This is a genomic window from Streptomyces sp. NPDC005496 (genome assembly GCF_042872045.1).
Taxonomy (GTDB): Bacteria; Actinomycetota; Actinomycetes; order Streptomycetales; family Streptomycetaceae; genus Streptomyces.
Map to the genome: position 1 here is coordinate 220,986 of NZ_JBIAJQ010000008.1, position 14,276 is coordinate 235,261.

A 14,276-nucleotide genomic window follows, 5' to 3' on the forward strand; every position below is an offset into this window, starting at 1 on the left:
GACGCCGGTCGCCTGGATTAACCGGTCACCTGGACTCACCGGTACGAGTGCTGCTCCTGAGCCGTAGCCGTGGAGGGGCGTGAACCCGCCGCGTCGGTACGGGAGTTGTCGTCGCCGGCGGACGTGGGGGAGTGGGCGGCGGAACGCAGCAGGACGGTGACGGCCAGGGCGGCGAGCCCGGCTGCCACGGCGGCGCCCAGCAGCGCGAGGTGCATGCCGTCGACGAACGCCGTGGTGGCGTGGCCGGCGACCGGGTCACCCATGGCGTGCGCGGCGGCGAGGGAGGACCGGGCGGCCTCGGCCGCGTGGTGCGGCAGGCCGGGCAGGTCCAGCCGCTCACGGTAGGTCGCGCTGAGCAGGCTGCCGAGGACGGCGATGCCCAGCGCTCCGCCGAGTTCGCGCGAGAGGTCGTTCATGGCGGACCCGATGTTCTGCAGCGCGTTCGGCAGCGCGTCCGTGATGCAGGTGGTGGCGGGCGTCATGGCCAGGCCCATGCCGGCGCCCAGTGGCAGGAGTCCGGCGGCGATGAGCCAGTACGAGCTCGACGCGTCCAGCCGCGACAGCACGAGCATCCCGGTCGCCACGCCCACCAGACCGGCCGTCCAGGGACCACGGATACCGAACCGTGCCACCAGGTGCGGGGTGGCACGGGCGAGCGGAATCATGCCGGCGGCCATCGGCAGCATCGCGACCGCCGCCATGAGCGCACTGTCCCCGCGCACCAGCTGGAGGTACTGCATCATCACGAAGATGAAGCCGAAGAAGACGAAGAACTGGAGGGTGATCGACAGCGAGCCCGCGGTGAAGTGGCGGTTCAGGAACAGCCTGGGGTCCAGCAGAGGGTGCTTCTGACGCAGTTCGAAGAACACGAAGCCCGTCAGGACGGCCAGGCCGAGGGCGATGCCGCCGAGGGTCGCCGCGCTGTCCCAGCCGCGGGTCGGAGCCTCGATCACGGAGTAGACGAGGGCGACGAGACCGGCCACCGCGAGGAGCGCGCCTCCGATGTCGAGACGCGGCTGGTCGGCCTCGGCCGACTCCGGCACGAAGAGCAGCGTGCCGATCAGGGCGATCAGCGCGAGGGCGACGTTCAGCAGGAACACCGAGCGCCACGACCAGCCCTCCAGGAGCGCGCCGGTGGCGAACAGGCCGACCAGGGCGCTCGCTCCCGCGACGGCCGCCCAGACACTGACCGCACGCGTCCGCTCCGCCCGCGGGAACGTGCTGGTGATCGTCGACAGGGTGGCCGGCATGACCAGCGCCGCCCCGGCGCCCAGTACGGCGCGCAGACCGATGAGCAGGGAGGGATCGGTCGTCAGCGCGGCGGCGGCCGAACCTCCGCCGAAGAGGGCCAGCCCCGCGAGCAGTGCCCGCCGACGGCCGAAGCGGTCACCGAGGGCGCCCGCGGGCAGCAGGAGCGAGGCGAAGACGAGGCTGTACGAGTCGATGATCCAGGACAGTTGGGTCTGCGTCGCGTGCGTCTCCCGGGCGAGATCGGGCAGAGCGACGTTCAGTGATGCCATCGCGGCGACCACCGTGCCCAGAGCGAGGCACGTGACCACCAGAATCAGGTTGTGGCGTACGACCGGAGCGGGGCCGGCGGCGTTGGCGCGCGTGGGCGACATGTCGCTCTTCCTTCGTCGAGGGGTCCGGGGGATCCCGGTGTCCTGGCTCAACACTCGGCCGCCCGCCCATCGATTTCCACGTTGATGAATTAGGCGAGGCGGGTTCCGTGGATTTGGGACAGGCCGCGCCCGGGCGGCGGATTCTGCGACTGTCGGCGGATGGTCGCTGGTGAGACGACCGGACGCTGCCGTGCGGCCCCGCACCCCACGTGTGCGCTCCCGTGCCGTGGTCACCGCGTTCCCCGCCAAGTCGCGCATCTGTTGAATTCGCGCCGGGGGCAGGAGGTGACCGGCCGTTGCTGCGGCGGGCTGGGCCCGCGGGTGCGGCTCATGGGCTCCGCGCGCCCGCGTCCCGCCGGGCACCTTCGCCCGGGACTCTCTGGGCCGGGCGGATGCAATAACGGGCGTGGCCGAGACGGCGTTGTCCAAAACCTGGTTCAGGAACCTACCTGCCGGTATACAAGCGCGTAGGTCTTGCGGGGCAGCAGTTCACCACGTCACGTCACCACGGTGGCGCATGTCCGCGTGCGCTCCCTCGGGAGTCCGGCATGTCCCGCACACGGTCACGGTTACAGGGGAGGGCACGATGGACCACGAATCGCGCGAGGGCGGCGCTGTGCCGAGACGGCGGCGCGCCGTCGCACTGGGGGCCGCTCTCGGCAGCTGCGCCCTGGTGGCGGGCTTCGCTCCCGCGGCCACGGCCACGGACGGCACGGGGCACTCCGGGCATCGTACGGACTACGTGGCGCTCGGCGACTCGTACACCTCAGGTCCGCTGATCCCACGTCAGGTCGACGCCAACTGCGCCCGCTCCGACCACAATTACCCGTCGCTCGTCGCCGCCGCCCGCAAGGTCGCCACCTTCACCGACGTCAGCTGCGGTGGCGCGACGACCGCGGAGATGTGGAAGGCGCAGGGGACCAACGGCCCCCAACTGGACGCCGTACGCCGTGACACCGACCTGGTGACCGTGCAGATCGGCGGCAACGACATGGGCTTCGGCTCCATCATCGGCACCTGTGCCGCCCTCAGTTCGAAGGACCTGACGGGCAACCCCTGTCAGCAGTACTACGGTTCGTCCGGCGCCGACCAGCTCACGCTCAACATCCTGGAGACGGCACCGAAGGTGGCCCGCGTGCTGCGCGCCGTGCACGCCAAGGCGCCGCACGCCCGCGTCGTCCTCGTCGGCTACCCCGACCTCCTTCCGGAGGACGGGAGCGGCTGCTATCCGTCGGTTCCGTTCGCGGCGAAGGACTTCCCGTACCTGCGTGACACCGGCAAGCGGCTCAACCTGATGCTGCGCACGGTCGCGCTGCTGAACCGGGCCGAGTACGTCGACACGTACAAGCCGACCATCGGCCACGACATGTGCAAGGCGCCCGCCGACCGCTGGATCGAGCCCCTCCGTCCGGCCGCGCCCGCCGCACCCGCGCACCCGAACGCGACGGGCATGGAAGCCATGGCGGGAGCGGTGCTGGCACGTCTGGACCGGCGCGGCGGTCACCGCTGACGGCACGCGGGCGGGCGGGCGGGGTGTCGCAGCGGCGCCCCGCCCGCCCGCTCAGGGCGTCTCGCGCTGGGCTTCCGCTCGTCGGCACCAAGTAGGTACCATTGTCGTATGCCATCGCTCAACGTGTCCTTCACCGACGAGGAACTCGAGGGTGTCCGCGCGGCCGCCGCCGCCGCCGGCAAGAGCCTCAAGCAGTACCTCCACGACCTCGGGGTGCGCGAGATGCAGCGCAAGCAGTTCGTGGACGGCGCGGGTGTGTGGGCCGAGCGGCTGCGCGGTGAGTTCGACGACGCGTTCCCGGACGAGGTGCCGCCCTCCGAGCGACGTGACGGCGCTGCGGCTGCCTGATGCACTTCTACGTTGACGTCGCCTGGCTGCTCGACGTCCAGGAGACCGCCCTGCTCAGCGAGGACATGTCGGTCGCGGACTACTCCGCGCTCGTGGCCGCCGTCGCCCGGCACCGGACCAAGCTGCCCACGCTCGCCGCCGCCGACCCCGACGCGGCGTGGCGGGCGGCAGCGCTGATGCACACCATCGTGCGCCTGGAACCGCTCCCGCACCGCAACAGCCTCTTCGCGGCGTTCGTCGCCGCACAGTACATGGATCAGTCCGGTGAGGGCATCGACCCGCCCTACGGCGGCCTGTCGGACCTGGTCCGCAAGATCCGTGACACGCGTCTCGGCATCCTGCCTGTCGCCGACCAGCTACGGGCGTGGAAGGTCTGAGTCCTCCTGGAGGACAGGGGGTGTCAGCTACCCGCCGGACCTCTCCCCGCCGGTGAGGGCTGGCCCTCGGTCTCAGCGGACGGTGGGCCGGTCCAGGAGGTCGGTGACGTGCCGGCGGACCACATCCCAGGCCATGGGGTGCAGCGCGCCGACGTCCGTACGGGCCAGGGCCTGCACGACCTGCTCCGCCCCGGTGCCGGGGTCGTACGCGGCGCTGTCGGCTAGCACCTCGTAGCCGTCACGGACGGCGACGCGCATCCGGTTGCTCCCGTCGGCGTCGGTGTGCACCGCGGCGGCGACGACCAGAGGGGGTGGGCCGCCCGCGTCACCCTCAAGCTTGAGGTACGAGCTGGCCACCGGCTCGCGCCAGTGGAGGCTCAGCAGCAGCGGGCGCTTGGCGACCAGCTCGACCAGATCGGTCTCGTAGGCGCCGTCCGGCGTCAGGACGCGCGCGCGGGCGTCCAGGACCAGGGCCGCCGGGAGCAGACAGCGCAGGGTGCTGCCGACGACGTTGCCGCCGACGGTGGCCGTACGGCGGACCGCTCCGGTCCCCACCGAGGAGGCGGCCAGTTGCAGCACCTCGGGCACGCGGTCGTCGACGCGGTGCAGCACCACGGCCCCGCCCAGCGCGTCGCGCTCGACCACGTTGGCCTCCGGCAGGCTGCGCAGGGACATCGCCTGCTCGGGGAAACCGTCCCGCTGCCAGGTCGCCCACACCAGTGTGGCCCCGCCTACCGGCACTGCTCCCTCGGCCAGGCATTGCTGCGCTTCGGACACGGACGTGGGAAGACGCAACTGCACGGCAACCGACCTTCTTTCCTGGGAAGTTGAGGCGGCGGAGACCCGGCCGAATGACGCCGACGTGGCGCATTCTGCCTACGTACGCGGGGGCGCGTACAGGGCTCATCACCTCATGCTGTGCGCCCCTCGCACCGGGCCGACCGTGCGCGGCGTCGCAGTCGACGCGTGCCCGGTGTGCCCGCCCGGGGCGCCGGGCCGCTGCATCAACTCCCATTGCCTGCACGGCCGGACGGAGCTCAGCTGCACCCGCCCCGGCGGGGACGTGCCGACCCTTGCGCGACAATTCATCCCCGGTGGAGTGGCCGTGCCCGGCACCGCCGCCGTTCCGCTCCGGACTTGAAGAACTGCAGAGCCTCGAACTCGCGTACGTGTGACCCGAACCTGTGTACGCGCAACCGGAATTGCCCGCGAAAGACGCCCGCTCGATCCATGAAGACCAGGCGCCGCGACCGAATTCCGTGGAGTTTCGGTGAAGGCGGCTCGCTAGGGCGGACAGGAAATGTTTGCCTCGGACAACCTGTGATGGGAACGAGCGGGCAATTCGATGACCCCTCGACGGGGAATGTGTTATTCCATCACGGAGTTGTGATCCGAGTGACTGTGAGGGAATCCCCGTCCCGTCACGGGAAGGTCTGTGGAGAAACGGTGACCGCGCCGAGCCGTAATCCGGACAGCGGTCACGAATGACGGGCTCTCGCCAGGGGGAATCCCGCGCGTTCCCGCTCCATCGGCTCGGTACCTGCGATTCCGCTCATTCTTTCTCTCGCTCATATGACCGAAAGTGGAGAGCTGATTCGGCGGGGTGAATGCCTTTACCCCCCGATTCTTCATTCATGACGGCGGATGCCGGGTGCGCGTGCAGCACGGAGAGCGGCAGGAGGCATGCCGTAACTCCGGGTGTGCTCCGGTCGAATCGCGTGCGCCGTTGTGGTCGGCGAGAATCGCGCCTAGCTTTATGCCTTGCGTCGACCGGCCGATCGAGAAAAGGCGGCCCGTCGATTCGCGGAAAGCGACGCTGTGTTCAACGGAATCAGCGCCGAATTCACCGACGAAGGGATACGACGATGGCGTACGAGCGTCCCACCCTCATCAAGGCCGGCAGCTTCCACAAGACGACCGGCCTCGCCGGTAAGGGCAGCCCCGACCTGCTGGGCGGCCACAGCCTGCTCTGACCCGAACCGGCCGCACCGTCCTCCCTCGTCGCCGGCGTGAGCGGGTGGCGTGGGACGGGCGGACGGTCATGAGCGTGGGCGGCCTCGTGCCGCCCACGCTCGCCCGTGCACCACCACGGACACGCGTCAACTCGCCCGTACATCACGGGCACGCGTCGACTCCCCGTGTACTGCGGAGCACGTCGACCTCCCGTGTCCGCGGGCATGTGTCGACTCGCCCGTACATCACGGACACGCACCGAGCGGAGGGGCCCGCCCATGGCGATTGGTACCTCATTTCCCACCACGTCCAGCTGGTTCGTGGTGCTCCCGGACACCGACGCCGTCGCCGGTCAGGCGGCGCGGCTGCGGTCCTGCGCGTCGCAGGAGCTCCCGCACGCCTCCGGCCGGCCCTGGCTGATCGGCCGGTGGTCCGCGCGGACCTTGACGACGGCACGGTGCGGAGGCAGCCGCGTCGCCGTGATCGGGCAGCACGCCGTGACGGCAGAGGAAGCCGAACGCGCCGCGCGTACCGGCTCGTCGGCGGGCGTCGAGCGCATTGCCGCCCGGTGGCCCGGCAGTCACCACCTGCTCGCGAGCCTCGACGGGCAGGTCCTCGTCCGCGGCCCCGTCAGCGGCGTGCGCACCGTCTTCTTCGCCGCAGCGCGTCCGTCCCGTGCCCACCTCGCCTCCGACCGCGCCGACGTCCTCGCCGACCTCGTCGGCGCGGACCTGGACGAACGCCGGCTGGCCGTCCAGCTCCTCAGCCCCGGCATCCTGCACCCCTTGACGGCTCAGAGCGTCTGGCACGGCGTCGATGTCCTGCCCGGTGACCGGCGTCTGCGGCTCGACGGGGACGGGAATGCCCGTACCGGCCGGTGCTGGTCCCCGCCCCCACCCGAACTGCCGCTGACCGAGGGCGCCCGGCTGGTCCGCGACCGGCTGGCCGCCGCCGTGGCGGCCAGGACCGGTGGCCACGACCTGATCAGCGCCGACCTCGGCGGTGTCGACTCCACCGCCGTGGTCTGCACCGCCGTACGGGCCGAGGTGAAGCTCGTCGCGTACACCGCCGCGGTCCACGACGTGCTGGGCGACGACGTCACCTGTGCGCGACGCACGGTCGAGGCACTCGGGGGAGTCGAACACCATGTGGTGCCCGCCCAGTTGGTACCCCTGACCTTCGACGGTGTGGACACCCTCGACGACATCCTGGACACGCCGTCGCTCTACACCGTCAACCGGCACCGGCGCATGTACATCGTCGAGCAGGCCGCCCGGCACGGTTCACCCCTGCACCTGAGCGGGATGGGCGGCGACGAGCTGTTCAGCGGCGCCTCCGCGCACGTCCACGGCCTCCTGGCCCGCCACCCGCGTACGGCCTGGCGGCACACCCGCGGCTTCACCTCGAAGCACCGCTGGTCCCGGCGCGCGGCACTGCGCCAGCTGTTCGACCGGCAGGATTACGGGAGTTGGCTGCGGCTCGTGGCCCGGGACCTCACCTGCCCGCAGCCCGACATGTCGGCGCCCATGTTCGAGTGGGGCATCCCGCCGAGGCTGCCGCCCTGGGCCACGGCCCGAGCGGTGGACGCCGTCCGCGACCTCGTCCTCGAAGAGGCCGGGACCGCGAAACCGCTGGACACCGGGCACGGCGGGCACCGCGAGCTCGCCACCCTGCGCACCCTCGCCCGCTTCTCGCGGCACGTCGACCAGATGTCCGAACCCCTCGGCACCACCTTCGCCTCGCCCTACTACGACGACGCGCTCGTCGAGGCCGCACTCGCCGTACGGCCGGAGGAACGGGTCACCCCCTGGCGTTACAAGCCCCTCATCGAGGAGGCGATGCGCGGGGTCGTCCCCGAGACCAGCCGTCACCGCACCACCAAGGCCCACGCCGCGTTCGAGGAGGAGACCGGGCTGCGCCGCCACCGGGCCTCGCTGCTCGCCCTCTGGGAGGACTCGCGACTCGACCGGCTCGGACTCGTCGACGTCGACGCGCTGCGCGCCTGGTGCCTCCGGCCACTCGCGGCCGACCTCGAGAGCGCGCTTTTGCATCCGACGGTCGGCTGCGAGGTGTGGCTGCGTTCACGCGAGAGCCGGCGCCCGGGCGAGGCCCCGCGCTCCGGCGACGACACCGCCCCGGCCGATGTCGGGCGCCCCGGACACACCGGGCGCCCGGGGGACGGCGGCCGCGCGGGTGAAAGCTCCCACGGCCCGCTGGGGGCCGCGGAAACCGACGCAGGAGGTCCTACGGCATGACGATGACACTGCGCCCCGGAGTGGTGACCGCCGACACCGAGTACGGCATGGCACTGCTCGACCAGAACAGCGGGGAGTACTTCACACTCAATCCGACCGCGGCCCTCATAGTCCGCACGCTGCTCGAAGGCATGACGAGGGAGCAGGCGGTGTCGACGCTCACCGAGAAGTACGCGGTGAGCGCCGAGCAGGTCGAGGAGGACATCGACCGCATCCTGGACGAGCTCCGCATGGCCCAACTCCTGGGCGCCTGACGGACGAAGCCCCTCGGAGGCCGCCGCCTCGGGGACCCGGCTAGCGGCGCTGCGGTCTCAGGAGAGCCGCGGCGCCTCGCTCACTCAGTGCTCGTGTCTCCAAATCCCTTTGTCCATAAGGCTCCTGTCCTGAGACCGTGTCCCCCGGAGGGAAGGCATACGTGTCCACCTCGCAGGTCGTTCCCCACGACCCTCGTTCCGTTCCACCCGGTCCGCGGTTCATGACCCGGCTGGCCGTCGCTCTCGCACACCTGCTGGCCAGGCAGCCACCGGTGCGCATCCGCGCGGTACTTGTGCGGCTACGTCGAGGAGCGCGCCCGGCGACGCTTGAGGAAGCCGCCCGGGCGCGTGCGACCGTGCTCGCCGTGAGCCTGGCCGCGGGAGGCCAACAAGGGTGTCTCGCCCGGTCGTTGGCCACCGTGCTGCTGTGCCGTTCACGTGGTCAGTGGCCCACGTGGTGTGTCGGCGTGCGCACCCATCCGCCGTTCGCCGCGCACGCGTGGGTGGAGGCGGAGGGCGAACTGGTCGGCGAGGGCGCGCCGGCCGAGTACTTCCAGCGCTTCCTCACGGTGGACTGAGCGGGCGTGGCCGCCTCTTCCCAGCCCCAGCCCCCGCGCCAGCCGCAACCCCAGTCCCGGCACCGGTCCTCGGAGCCACACCAGCCCGTCACCTCGCCGCGTCCGGACAGGCCCGCACAGCCCAAGGACGGTCCTGAACGGACCGAGGGTGCTCCTGGAGGTGCCGAGGACGCGCACGGAGGGGTGGCGGAGGCTCCCGCGCGTCCGTGGAAGCTCACCGCCCATCTGCGGCCCCACCGCACCGGGATCGTGGCCGGGAGCCTGCTGTCCCTCGTCGGCAGTGTGCTGGCGCTGGCCCAGCCGATGGTCGCCAAGCAGATGGTGGAGGCACTCGACCGGGGGCACCCGGCACTCGGAACCCTGACGCTGCTCAGCGCCCTGGTCGTGGCGGGCGCGGTCGTCGCGGCCCTGGGCCACTACGTACTGGAGCGCACGGCGGAGTCCGTGGCCTGCACGGCCCGCCGACGGCTGTCCGAGCGCCTGCTGCGCCTGTGCGTGACCGAGTTCAACCGCACCGATCCCGGTCAGCTCATCTCGCGGGTGACCTCGGACACCACGCTCCTTCGGCAGGTCGCCACCCGCTCGCTCGCCTCCGCGGGCAGCGGATTCCTGGTGATGGTGGCCACGCTCGTACTGATGGCGCTTCTCGACCCGTTGCTCCTCGGGATCACCCTGGCCACCATCGCCGTGATCGGCGTCGCGGTCGCGGCCGTGGCGCCGCGTATCGCACGTGCCTCACGGCAGGCGCAGGAAGCGGTGGGGCACATGGCGGCCCAACTGGAACGCACCCTGGGCGCCCTGCGGACCGTCAAGGCCTCGGGTGCGGAGGTACGTGAGACCGCTCGGTTGCACGAGGCGGCCGAGGGCGCCCGGGTGGCGGGCACCAGGGCAGCCTGGTGGCAGGCACTGTCGGCCACCGCCTCGACGGTCGCGGTGCAACTGTCCTTCCTCGTCGTGCTCGGCGTCGGAGGAGCGCGGGTGGCGACGGGAGCCATCACCGTGTCGACCCTGGTCGCCTTCCTGCTGTACGTCTTCGCCCTCGCACCCCGGATCGGCCAACTGGTGGAAGCACTCGGCCTGTTCCAGGCCGGGAGTGCCGCCGCGGTCCGCATCGGAGAGGTCTACGACATGGAGACCGAACCGGTCGGACCGCCAACCTCTCCGAGGGCCGGGCAGGCGGGCCATGAGCCGGTCCAGGTCGCTTTCGACAAGGTCACCTTCACCTACGGGCCCGAAATCCCTCCTGTGCACCGGGAGTTGAGCTTCACCGTGCCGGCCCGCGCGACCACCGCCCTGGTTGGGCCCTCGGGGGCGGGCAAGACCACCGTCTTCTCACTCATCGAGCGGTTCCACCGGCCGGACGGCGGGCGCATCCTCATCGACGGTGAGGACATCGGGGAACGGCCGCTGGCGGAGTTGCGGGCGCTCATCGGCTACGTCGAGCAGGACGCCCCGATCCTGTCGGGCACCCTGCGGGAGAACCTGTTGCTCAGCGCGCCCGACGCGGGTGACCCCGACATCGCGGAGGTCCTGCGCCGGACGCGTCTGGAGACGCTGGTGGCACGGCTGCCGTACGGCCTCGACACGCCCATCGGTCACCGCGGCGGCACCCTGTCGGGCGGTGAACGTCAGCGCGTGGCCGTCGCCCGCGCGCTGCTGCGCCGTCCGGGGCTGCTGCTCCTGGACGAGGCGACGTCGCAGCTCGACGCGGCCAACGAGGCCGCGCTGCACGAGACCCTCGCGGAGGTCAGCCGTACGACCACGGTCCTGGTGATCGCCCACCGGCTGTCGACGGTCACCACGGCGGACCACATCCTCGTCCTGGACTCCGGCCGGGTCCGTGCCGCCGGGACCCACGCCCAACTGCTCGCCTCCGACGCGCTCTACCGGCGCCTCGCGTCCGCACCACGCCCGGCGGGCCTTTGAGACCCCGGTAGTTCGGGCGTAGGCAGGTGCCGGTCACCGGCTCGTGACCGTCACTTGCTCGGGACGGTCACTGGTTCGCGAGGCCACTGGCTCGTGACGGTCGCCGCTTCATGTGGGTCGTCCACCGAACTGCCAGTCGTGCACCTCTACTTCGGCGTACCGGTCGGCGGTCAGGACGGAGCGTGCCGAGGCTGGATCGGGTGCCCGGACGAGTGCGGCCGTGCCCAGCCAGGTGGTGCCCGTGTCGGACAGCAGCGGCCCGTACGCGATCGGCTCGGCCGGACCGGTGGGAAGGGCGAGGTCGGCGGCGTCGTGCCCCGAACCGAGGCCGAGCACCAAGTACCGCTTGCCGCCGGTCCGACCGCCGGGGAAGTCCCACATCGTGCGCCCCAGCGTGTTGCGCCACCGGAACAGCAGCACGTCCCGGTACACGCCCGCCTGGTAGTTGGGCTCCTCGAAGGCGAACGCGCGGGCGGCGGCGGCATCCGGCAGGTCCACGATGTGCACGCTGCCGGTCGCGGCGGCACCGTCGTCGGTGAGGGTGGGGCCACGGGCGATCATCTCCGCCGCGTACTGGTCCATGTAGGACCAGTGCGCTTCCAGCAGCTTGTCGCGCAGGGCTGCGGAGTCGGGACGGTCGCGGTGGAAGCAGAAGAACTCCATGCCCCGGACTCTGTCCCACTCAGCCTCACGACTCAACCGACTTGAAGGGCCGGCCCGCGGCCGGCGGCACGGAGCCGGCCCGTGCGGTCCGCCGGAATCCGGGCGGCGGCGTCAGCGCGCGGCTCCCGTCTCCGCCGCGGCTGTCGCGCTCGGCGACGGAGACTGCGTGGGGGACGGGGTGGTGCCGGGGCAGGTCGGGGCGGGTTCGGGAGCCGAGGGGCCGGGGCTCGGGGCCGTCGTGGCCGTCGGGCAGTTTGTCGGCGGGGTCGTCTCCCCCGGATCCGTGGGCGTGCCCGTGTCCGTCGGACCGGGCGTGGGTGAGGGGGACCCGGCGGGCGGCGTCGGCGTGGCCGTCGGGCCGTGCGTCGCGCTCGGCGACGGTGTCGGCTTGGGCGTGGCGCTCGGACCGCCGGACTCCGACGGGTCGGGACCGACGACGACGCCACCGCCGTCCGGACCGTCGTCGACCGGCTTGGTGGCGGGTGTCCTGCCGCCCGCGCCCGGGCTGTGCGGCACGACCCCCTTGCCGTCGGGCACCGTGTGCGCGCCCGTGCGGTAGAAGGCGAACCACTGCCGCACGGTCCGCAGATACGCGTCGGAGTGGTTGTAGCCGAGTACGGCGGCGTCGAGGTCCCCGGCGCGCGAGAGGTCGCGGCTTCCGGCGCACAGGTAGTGCCCGGCGGCCAGTGCCGCGTCGAAGACGTTGCTCGGGTCGCGGACGCCGTCCCGGTTGCCGTCGGCACCCCAGTGGTGCCAGGTCGATGGCAGGAACTGCATCGGACCCACCGCCCGGTCGTACACCGTGTCCCCGTCCAGAGATCCGCCGTCGCTGTCACGGATCAGCGCGAACCCGTGGCCGTCGAGCGCCGGTCCGGTGATCCGCCCGCGCGTGGTGCCGTCGGCCGTGACGGCACCGCCCCCGGCGTGTCCCGACTCCACCTTGCCGATCGCGGCGAGCAGTTCCCAGGGCAGCCGGCAGCGCGGGTCCGTACGGGCCACCGCGGTCTCAGCCGCCCGGTAGGCACGTAACACCGTCGCCGGGATGCCCGACTGGGCGGCGTACGCGGCCGGGAGCCGGACCGACGCGGGCAGGTCCGGGCTGACCAGCGGGGGGAGTTCCGTGTGGTAGGAACCGTCGCCCGGCGTCTCGGCCCCGGGAGTCGCGGACCCCGTCCAGGCGGGGCCGTCCTGATCGGCGGCGGGCGCGGCGCGGTGCTCCGTGCCGCCGCTCACGGTCTCGGGAGCGCGGGAAGCGGTGAGGACCGCCAGTGCCGCGACGGCGATCGCGGTCGTCCGCACACCCTTGCGGGTACGGACGGACGGACGTGGCAGACGCAGTGCTGACATCTCAAACTCCTGTCGATGGGGGAGTACCGACCGGTCGGCGGCGTCAGCGGCCGAACGTGTCGATGCCGGAGACCAGCCACCGTCCGTCACGGCGCACCACGTCCACGGCGAGCACGGCGCCCGCGTACGTGCCCTGGTCGTCGGTCTTGGCGCTCTTGGCGGCGGTGCTGACGCTGCTCTGGTCGGCGTAGACGAGGACCCGGGCACGGTCACCGTCGATCCGCTCCACACCGCTGTCGGTGACCGTCGTCGTGATGACGGCCTTCTGCTCGGCCGCGCGGTCGCGCACCTTCGCGAAGAGGTCACGGTGCTGCGCGACGGCCCTTCCGGTGAGCAGCTTGCGGGCGGCCTCGTCGAAGGCGGCCGGGTCGGCGTGGTCGTACGAGAAGAGCGCGGCCACCGCGCGCGAGGTCTGGCCCTTGATCTCACTGGTGGCGGCGCTGTCGGTGAGTGCCGTGTTCCGGCGTTCGGGCTGTTCCCGCAGCGTCTCGGCCCGGGAGTGGGCCCACCCCGCGAAACCGCCGAGCAGCAGCGTCAGTACGCACAAGGCGCCCACGACGTAGGGGGTGCGGCGCGGACCGCTCATGGCGCCCGCGGGCTTGTCCGGGGCGTCATCGGCATCCGGCCCGGTGTCCCGGCGTGGTGCGGTGCCGACCGTGGGGGGTGAGATGAGGGGGACCCGGATGAACCGGCGCGCCCCCTCGTTCGCCGGCCTCGGCGGGTCCTGCGTGACGGTGCCCGCCGTGGGGCGGGATTCCGCGGCGGTACGGGGCCGGTCGGCGCGGGCCTGGCGGCGGCGCTGGTGGTTGATGTGGTGCCGGGTGCTGGACATGGTGCGCGGGTCCTCTCGGTGCGGCCGGGTGACGGGGCGTGCGGGGCTCAGTCGCTCGCCGCCGAACCCACGGGTGCCTGGCCGAGGTCGCTGAGTTTCCACCGGCCGCCCGTGCGGGTGAGTTCACCGAGCATCCGGCTGTCCTTGTCGGTGCTGCCGGACGAGGCCCTGACGGTGACGCGCAGGGCGACCAGGACACGGGCGCGGCCCGCACGTTCGTCGAGTTCGGTCACGGCGCCGGACAGCACGCGTGCGGTGGTGATCGTCCCGGCCGCCTTCACCTGCTTGGCGAACGCGGCACGCCCGTCGACGAGTTGCTCGTGCAGGTCACCGGTGGTCGAGGATTCCCACAGGTCCAGGCCGTCGTCCACCTTGCGGTGGTCGAGGGTGTTGAGGTTCTGCACGGCCTGTTCGCCCGCCGCCAGTGCCCGGTCGCGCTGGACCGCGTAGGCGGCGGAGTCGTCGTGCGCGGCCCGGTACCAGTCGGTGCCGGCCCACACGGCGGTGCCTCCGGCCGCCAGGGCGAGGGCGAGGGCCGCGGCGGGTACGGCCCGCCGTCCCGTCAGGGCCCGTACCGGGTTTCTCATCAGGTGCTCCCGTCTCGCGCTGGG

At 72.1% G+C, this 14,276-nt stretch carries 14 protein-coding genes; 8 read left to right on the forward strand and 6 right to left on the reverse strand.

Annotated elements, in window-relative coordinates; translation table 11 throughout:
• Positions 1-35 precede the first annotated feature (35 nt).
• Positions 36-1,622, reverse strand: coding sequence for an MFS transporter (locus ACFYQQ_RS25085; RefSeq protein ID WP_355787723.1), 1,587 nt, complete (start codon positions 1,620-1,622; stop codon positions 36-38).
• Between the two features lie 586 nt (positions 1,623-2,208).
• On the opposite strand from ACFYQQ_RS25085, the gene ACFYQQ_RS25090 reads away from it, so the two are divergent.
• The 3 genes from ACFYQQ_RS25090 to ACFYQQ_RS25100 all read left to right on the forward strand — a co-directional run bounded on the left by ACFYQQ_RS25090 (position 2,209) and on the right by ACFYQQ_RS25100 (position 3,857).
• The gene (locus ACFYQQ_RS25090; protein ID WP_355787720.1) at positions 2,209-3,132 is read left to right on the forward strand and encodes an SGNH/GDSL hydrolase family protein; all 924 of its coding nucleotides are present in this window, start codon (positions 2,209-2,211) and stop codon (positions 3,130-3,132) included.
• Between the two features lie 108 nt (positions 3,133-3,240).
• A complete protein-coding gene (locus ACFYQQ_RS25095; protein WP_183117239.1) occupies positions 3,241-3,480 on the forward strand; it encodes a hypothetical protein in 240 nt (79 codons plus the stop codon).
• Positions 3,480-3,857: a toxin Doc gene (locus tag ACFYQQ_RS25100; RefSeq protein WP_355787716.1), complete on the forward strand. Its 378-nt coding sequence runs from the start codon at positions 3,480-3,482 to the stop codon at positions 3,855-3,857. Before ACFYQQ_RS25095 ends, ACFYQQ_RS25100 begins: the two co-directional genes overlap by 1 nt.
• Before the next feature lie 72 nt (positions 3,858-3,929).
• On the opposite strand, the gene ACFYQQ_RS25105 is transcribed toward ACFYQQ_RS25100, so the two are convergent.
• Positions 3,930-4,658 (reverse strand): FAD binding domain-containing protein, encoded by a 729-nt coding sequence (locus ACFYQQ_RS25105; RefSeq protein ID WP_355787713.1) that lies wholly within the window; start codon positions 4,656-4,658, stop codon positions 3,930-3,932.
• Positions 4,659-5,722: 1,064 nt separating this feature from the next.
• On the opposite strand from ACFYQQ_RS25105, the gene ACFYQQ_RS25110 reads away from it, so the two are divergent.
• From ACFYQQ_RS25110 to ACFYQQ_RS25130, 5 genes are all read left to right on the forward strand, one after another.
• Complete coding sequence (locus tag ACFYQQ_RS25110) at positions 5,723-5,830, forward strand: keywimysin-related RiPP (protein WP_355787710.1); 108 nt, start codon at positions 5,723-5,725, stop codon at positions 5,828-5,830.
• A gap of 258 nt (positions 5,831-6,088) precedes the next feature.
• Positions 6,089-8,065: an asparagine synthase-related protein gene (locus ACFYQQ_RS25115; protein WP_388905166.1), complete on the forward strand. Its 1,977-nt coding sequence runs from the start codon at positions 6,089-6,091 to the stop codon at positions 8,063-8,065.
• Complete coding sequence (locus ACFYQQ_RS25120; RefSeq protein WP_356172320.1) at positions 8,062-8,319, forward strand: lasso peptide biosynthesis PqqD family chaperone; 258 nt, start codon at positions 8,062-8,064, stop codon at positions 8,317-8,319. Before ACFYQQ_RS25115 ends, ACFYQQ_RS25120 begins: the two co-directional genes overlap by 4 nt.
• A 221-nt stretch (positions 8,320-8,540) precedes the next feature.
• Positions 8,541-8,897: a lasso peptide biosynthesis B2 protein gene (locus ACFYQQ_RS25125; protein ID WP_355794247.1), complete on the forward strand. Its 357-nt coding sequence runs from the start codon at positions 8,541-8,543 to the stop codon at positions 8,895-8,897.
• Between the two features lie 183 nt (positions 8,898-9,080).
• Complete coding sequence (locus ACFYQQ_RS25130) at positions 9,081-10,823, forward strand: ABC transporter ATP-binding protein (RefSeq protein ID WP_388905168.1); 1,743 nt, start codon at positions 9,081-9,083, stop codon at positions 10,821-10,823.
• 108 nt (positions 10,824-10,931) lie between these two features.
• Here ACFYQQ_RS25130 and ACFYQQ_RS25135 read toward each other — a convergent pair whose 3' ends face one another.
• The 4 genes from ACFYQQ_RS25135 to ACFYQQ_RS25150 form a co-directional block, all read right to left on the reverse strand.
• Positions 10,932-11,486 carry a YciI family protein gene (locus tag ACFYQQ_RS25135; protein WP_388905170.1) on the reverse strand — a complete coding sequence of 185 codons (555 nt, stop codon included), beginning with the start codon at positions 11,484-11,486 and terminating at the stop codon, positions 10,932-10,934.
• Positions 11,487-11,597: 111 nt separating this feature from the next.
• Positions 11,598-12,833: a lytic murein transglycosylase gene (locus tag ACFYQQ_RS25140; protein ID WP_388905172.1), complete on the reverse strand. Its 1,236-nt coding sequence runs from the start codon at positions 12,831-12,833 to the stop codon at positions 11,598-11,600.
• Between the two features lie 43 nt (positions 12,834-12,876).
• Positions 12,877-13,665, reverse strand: coding sequence for a hypothetical protein (locus tag ACFYQQ_RS25145; protein WP_388905174.1), 789 nt, complete (start codon positions 13,663-13,665; stop codon positions 12,877-12,879).
• Between the two features lie 47 nt (positions 13,666-13,712).
• Complete coding sequence (locus ACFYQQ_RS25150; protein ID WP_356172306.1) at positions 13,713-14,252, reverse strand: hypothetical protein; 540 nt, start codon at positions 14,250-14,252, stop codon at positions 13,713-13,715.
• Positions 14,253-14,276: the final 24 nt, after the last annotated feature.

Excerpts from the sequence above, each read along its gene's own strand:
- ACFYQQ_RS25110 (WP_355787710.1), top strand. The coding sequence starts at position 5,723 with ATGGCGTACGAGCGTCCCACCCTCATCAAGGCCGGCAGCTTCCACAAG.
- ACFYQQ_RS25085 (WP_355787723.1), bottom strand. The coding sequence starts at position 1,622 with ATGTCGCCCACGCGCGCCAACGCCGCCGGCCCCGCTCCGGTCGTACGC.
- ACFYQQ_RS25115 (WP_388905166.1), top strand. The coding sequence starts at position 6,089 with ATGGCGATTGGTACCTCATTTCCCACCACGTCCAGCTGGTTCGTGGTG.
- ACFYQQ_RS25120 (WP_356172320.1), top strand. The coding sequence starts at position 8,062 with ATGACGATGACACTGCGCCCCGGAGTGGTGACCGCCGACACCGAGTAC.
- ACFYQQ_RS25090 (WP_355787720.1), top strand. The coding sequence starts at position 2,209 with ATGGACCACGAATCGCGCGAGGGCGGCGCTGTGCCGAGACGGCGGCGC.
- ACFYQQ_RS25100 (WP_355787716.1), top strand. The coding sequence starts at position 3,480 with ATGCACTTCTACGTTGACGTCGCCTGGCTGCTCGACGTCCAGGAGACC.
- ACFYQQ_RS25095 (WP_183117239.1), top strand. The coding sequence starts at position 3,241 with ATGCCATCGCTCAACGTGTCCTTCACCGACGAGGAACTCGAGGGTGTC.
- ACFYQQ_RS25125 (WP_355794247.1), top strand. The coding sequence starts at position 8,541 with ATGACCCGGCTGGCCGTCGCTCTCGCACACCTGCTGGCCAGGCAGCCA.
- ACFYQQ_RS25135 (WP_388905170.1), bottom strand. The coding sequence starts at position 11,486 with ATGGAGTTCTTCTGCTTCCACCGCGACCGTCCCGACTCCGCAGCCCTG.
- ACFYQQ_RS25145 (WP_388905174.1), bottom strand. The coding sequence starts at position 13,665 with ATGTCCAGCACCCGGCACCACATCAACCACCAGCGCCGCCGCCAGGCC.
- ACFYQQ_RS25150 (WP_356172306.1), bottom strand. The coding sequence starts at position 14,252 with ATGAGAAACCCGGTACGGGCCCTGACGGGACGGCGGGCCGTACCCGCC.
- ACFYQQ_RS25140 (WP_388905172.1), bottom strand. The coding sequence starts at position 12,833 with ATGTCAGCACTGCGTCTGCCACGTCCGTCCGTCCGTACCCGCAAGGGT.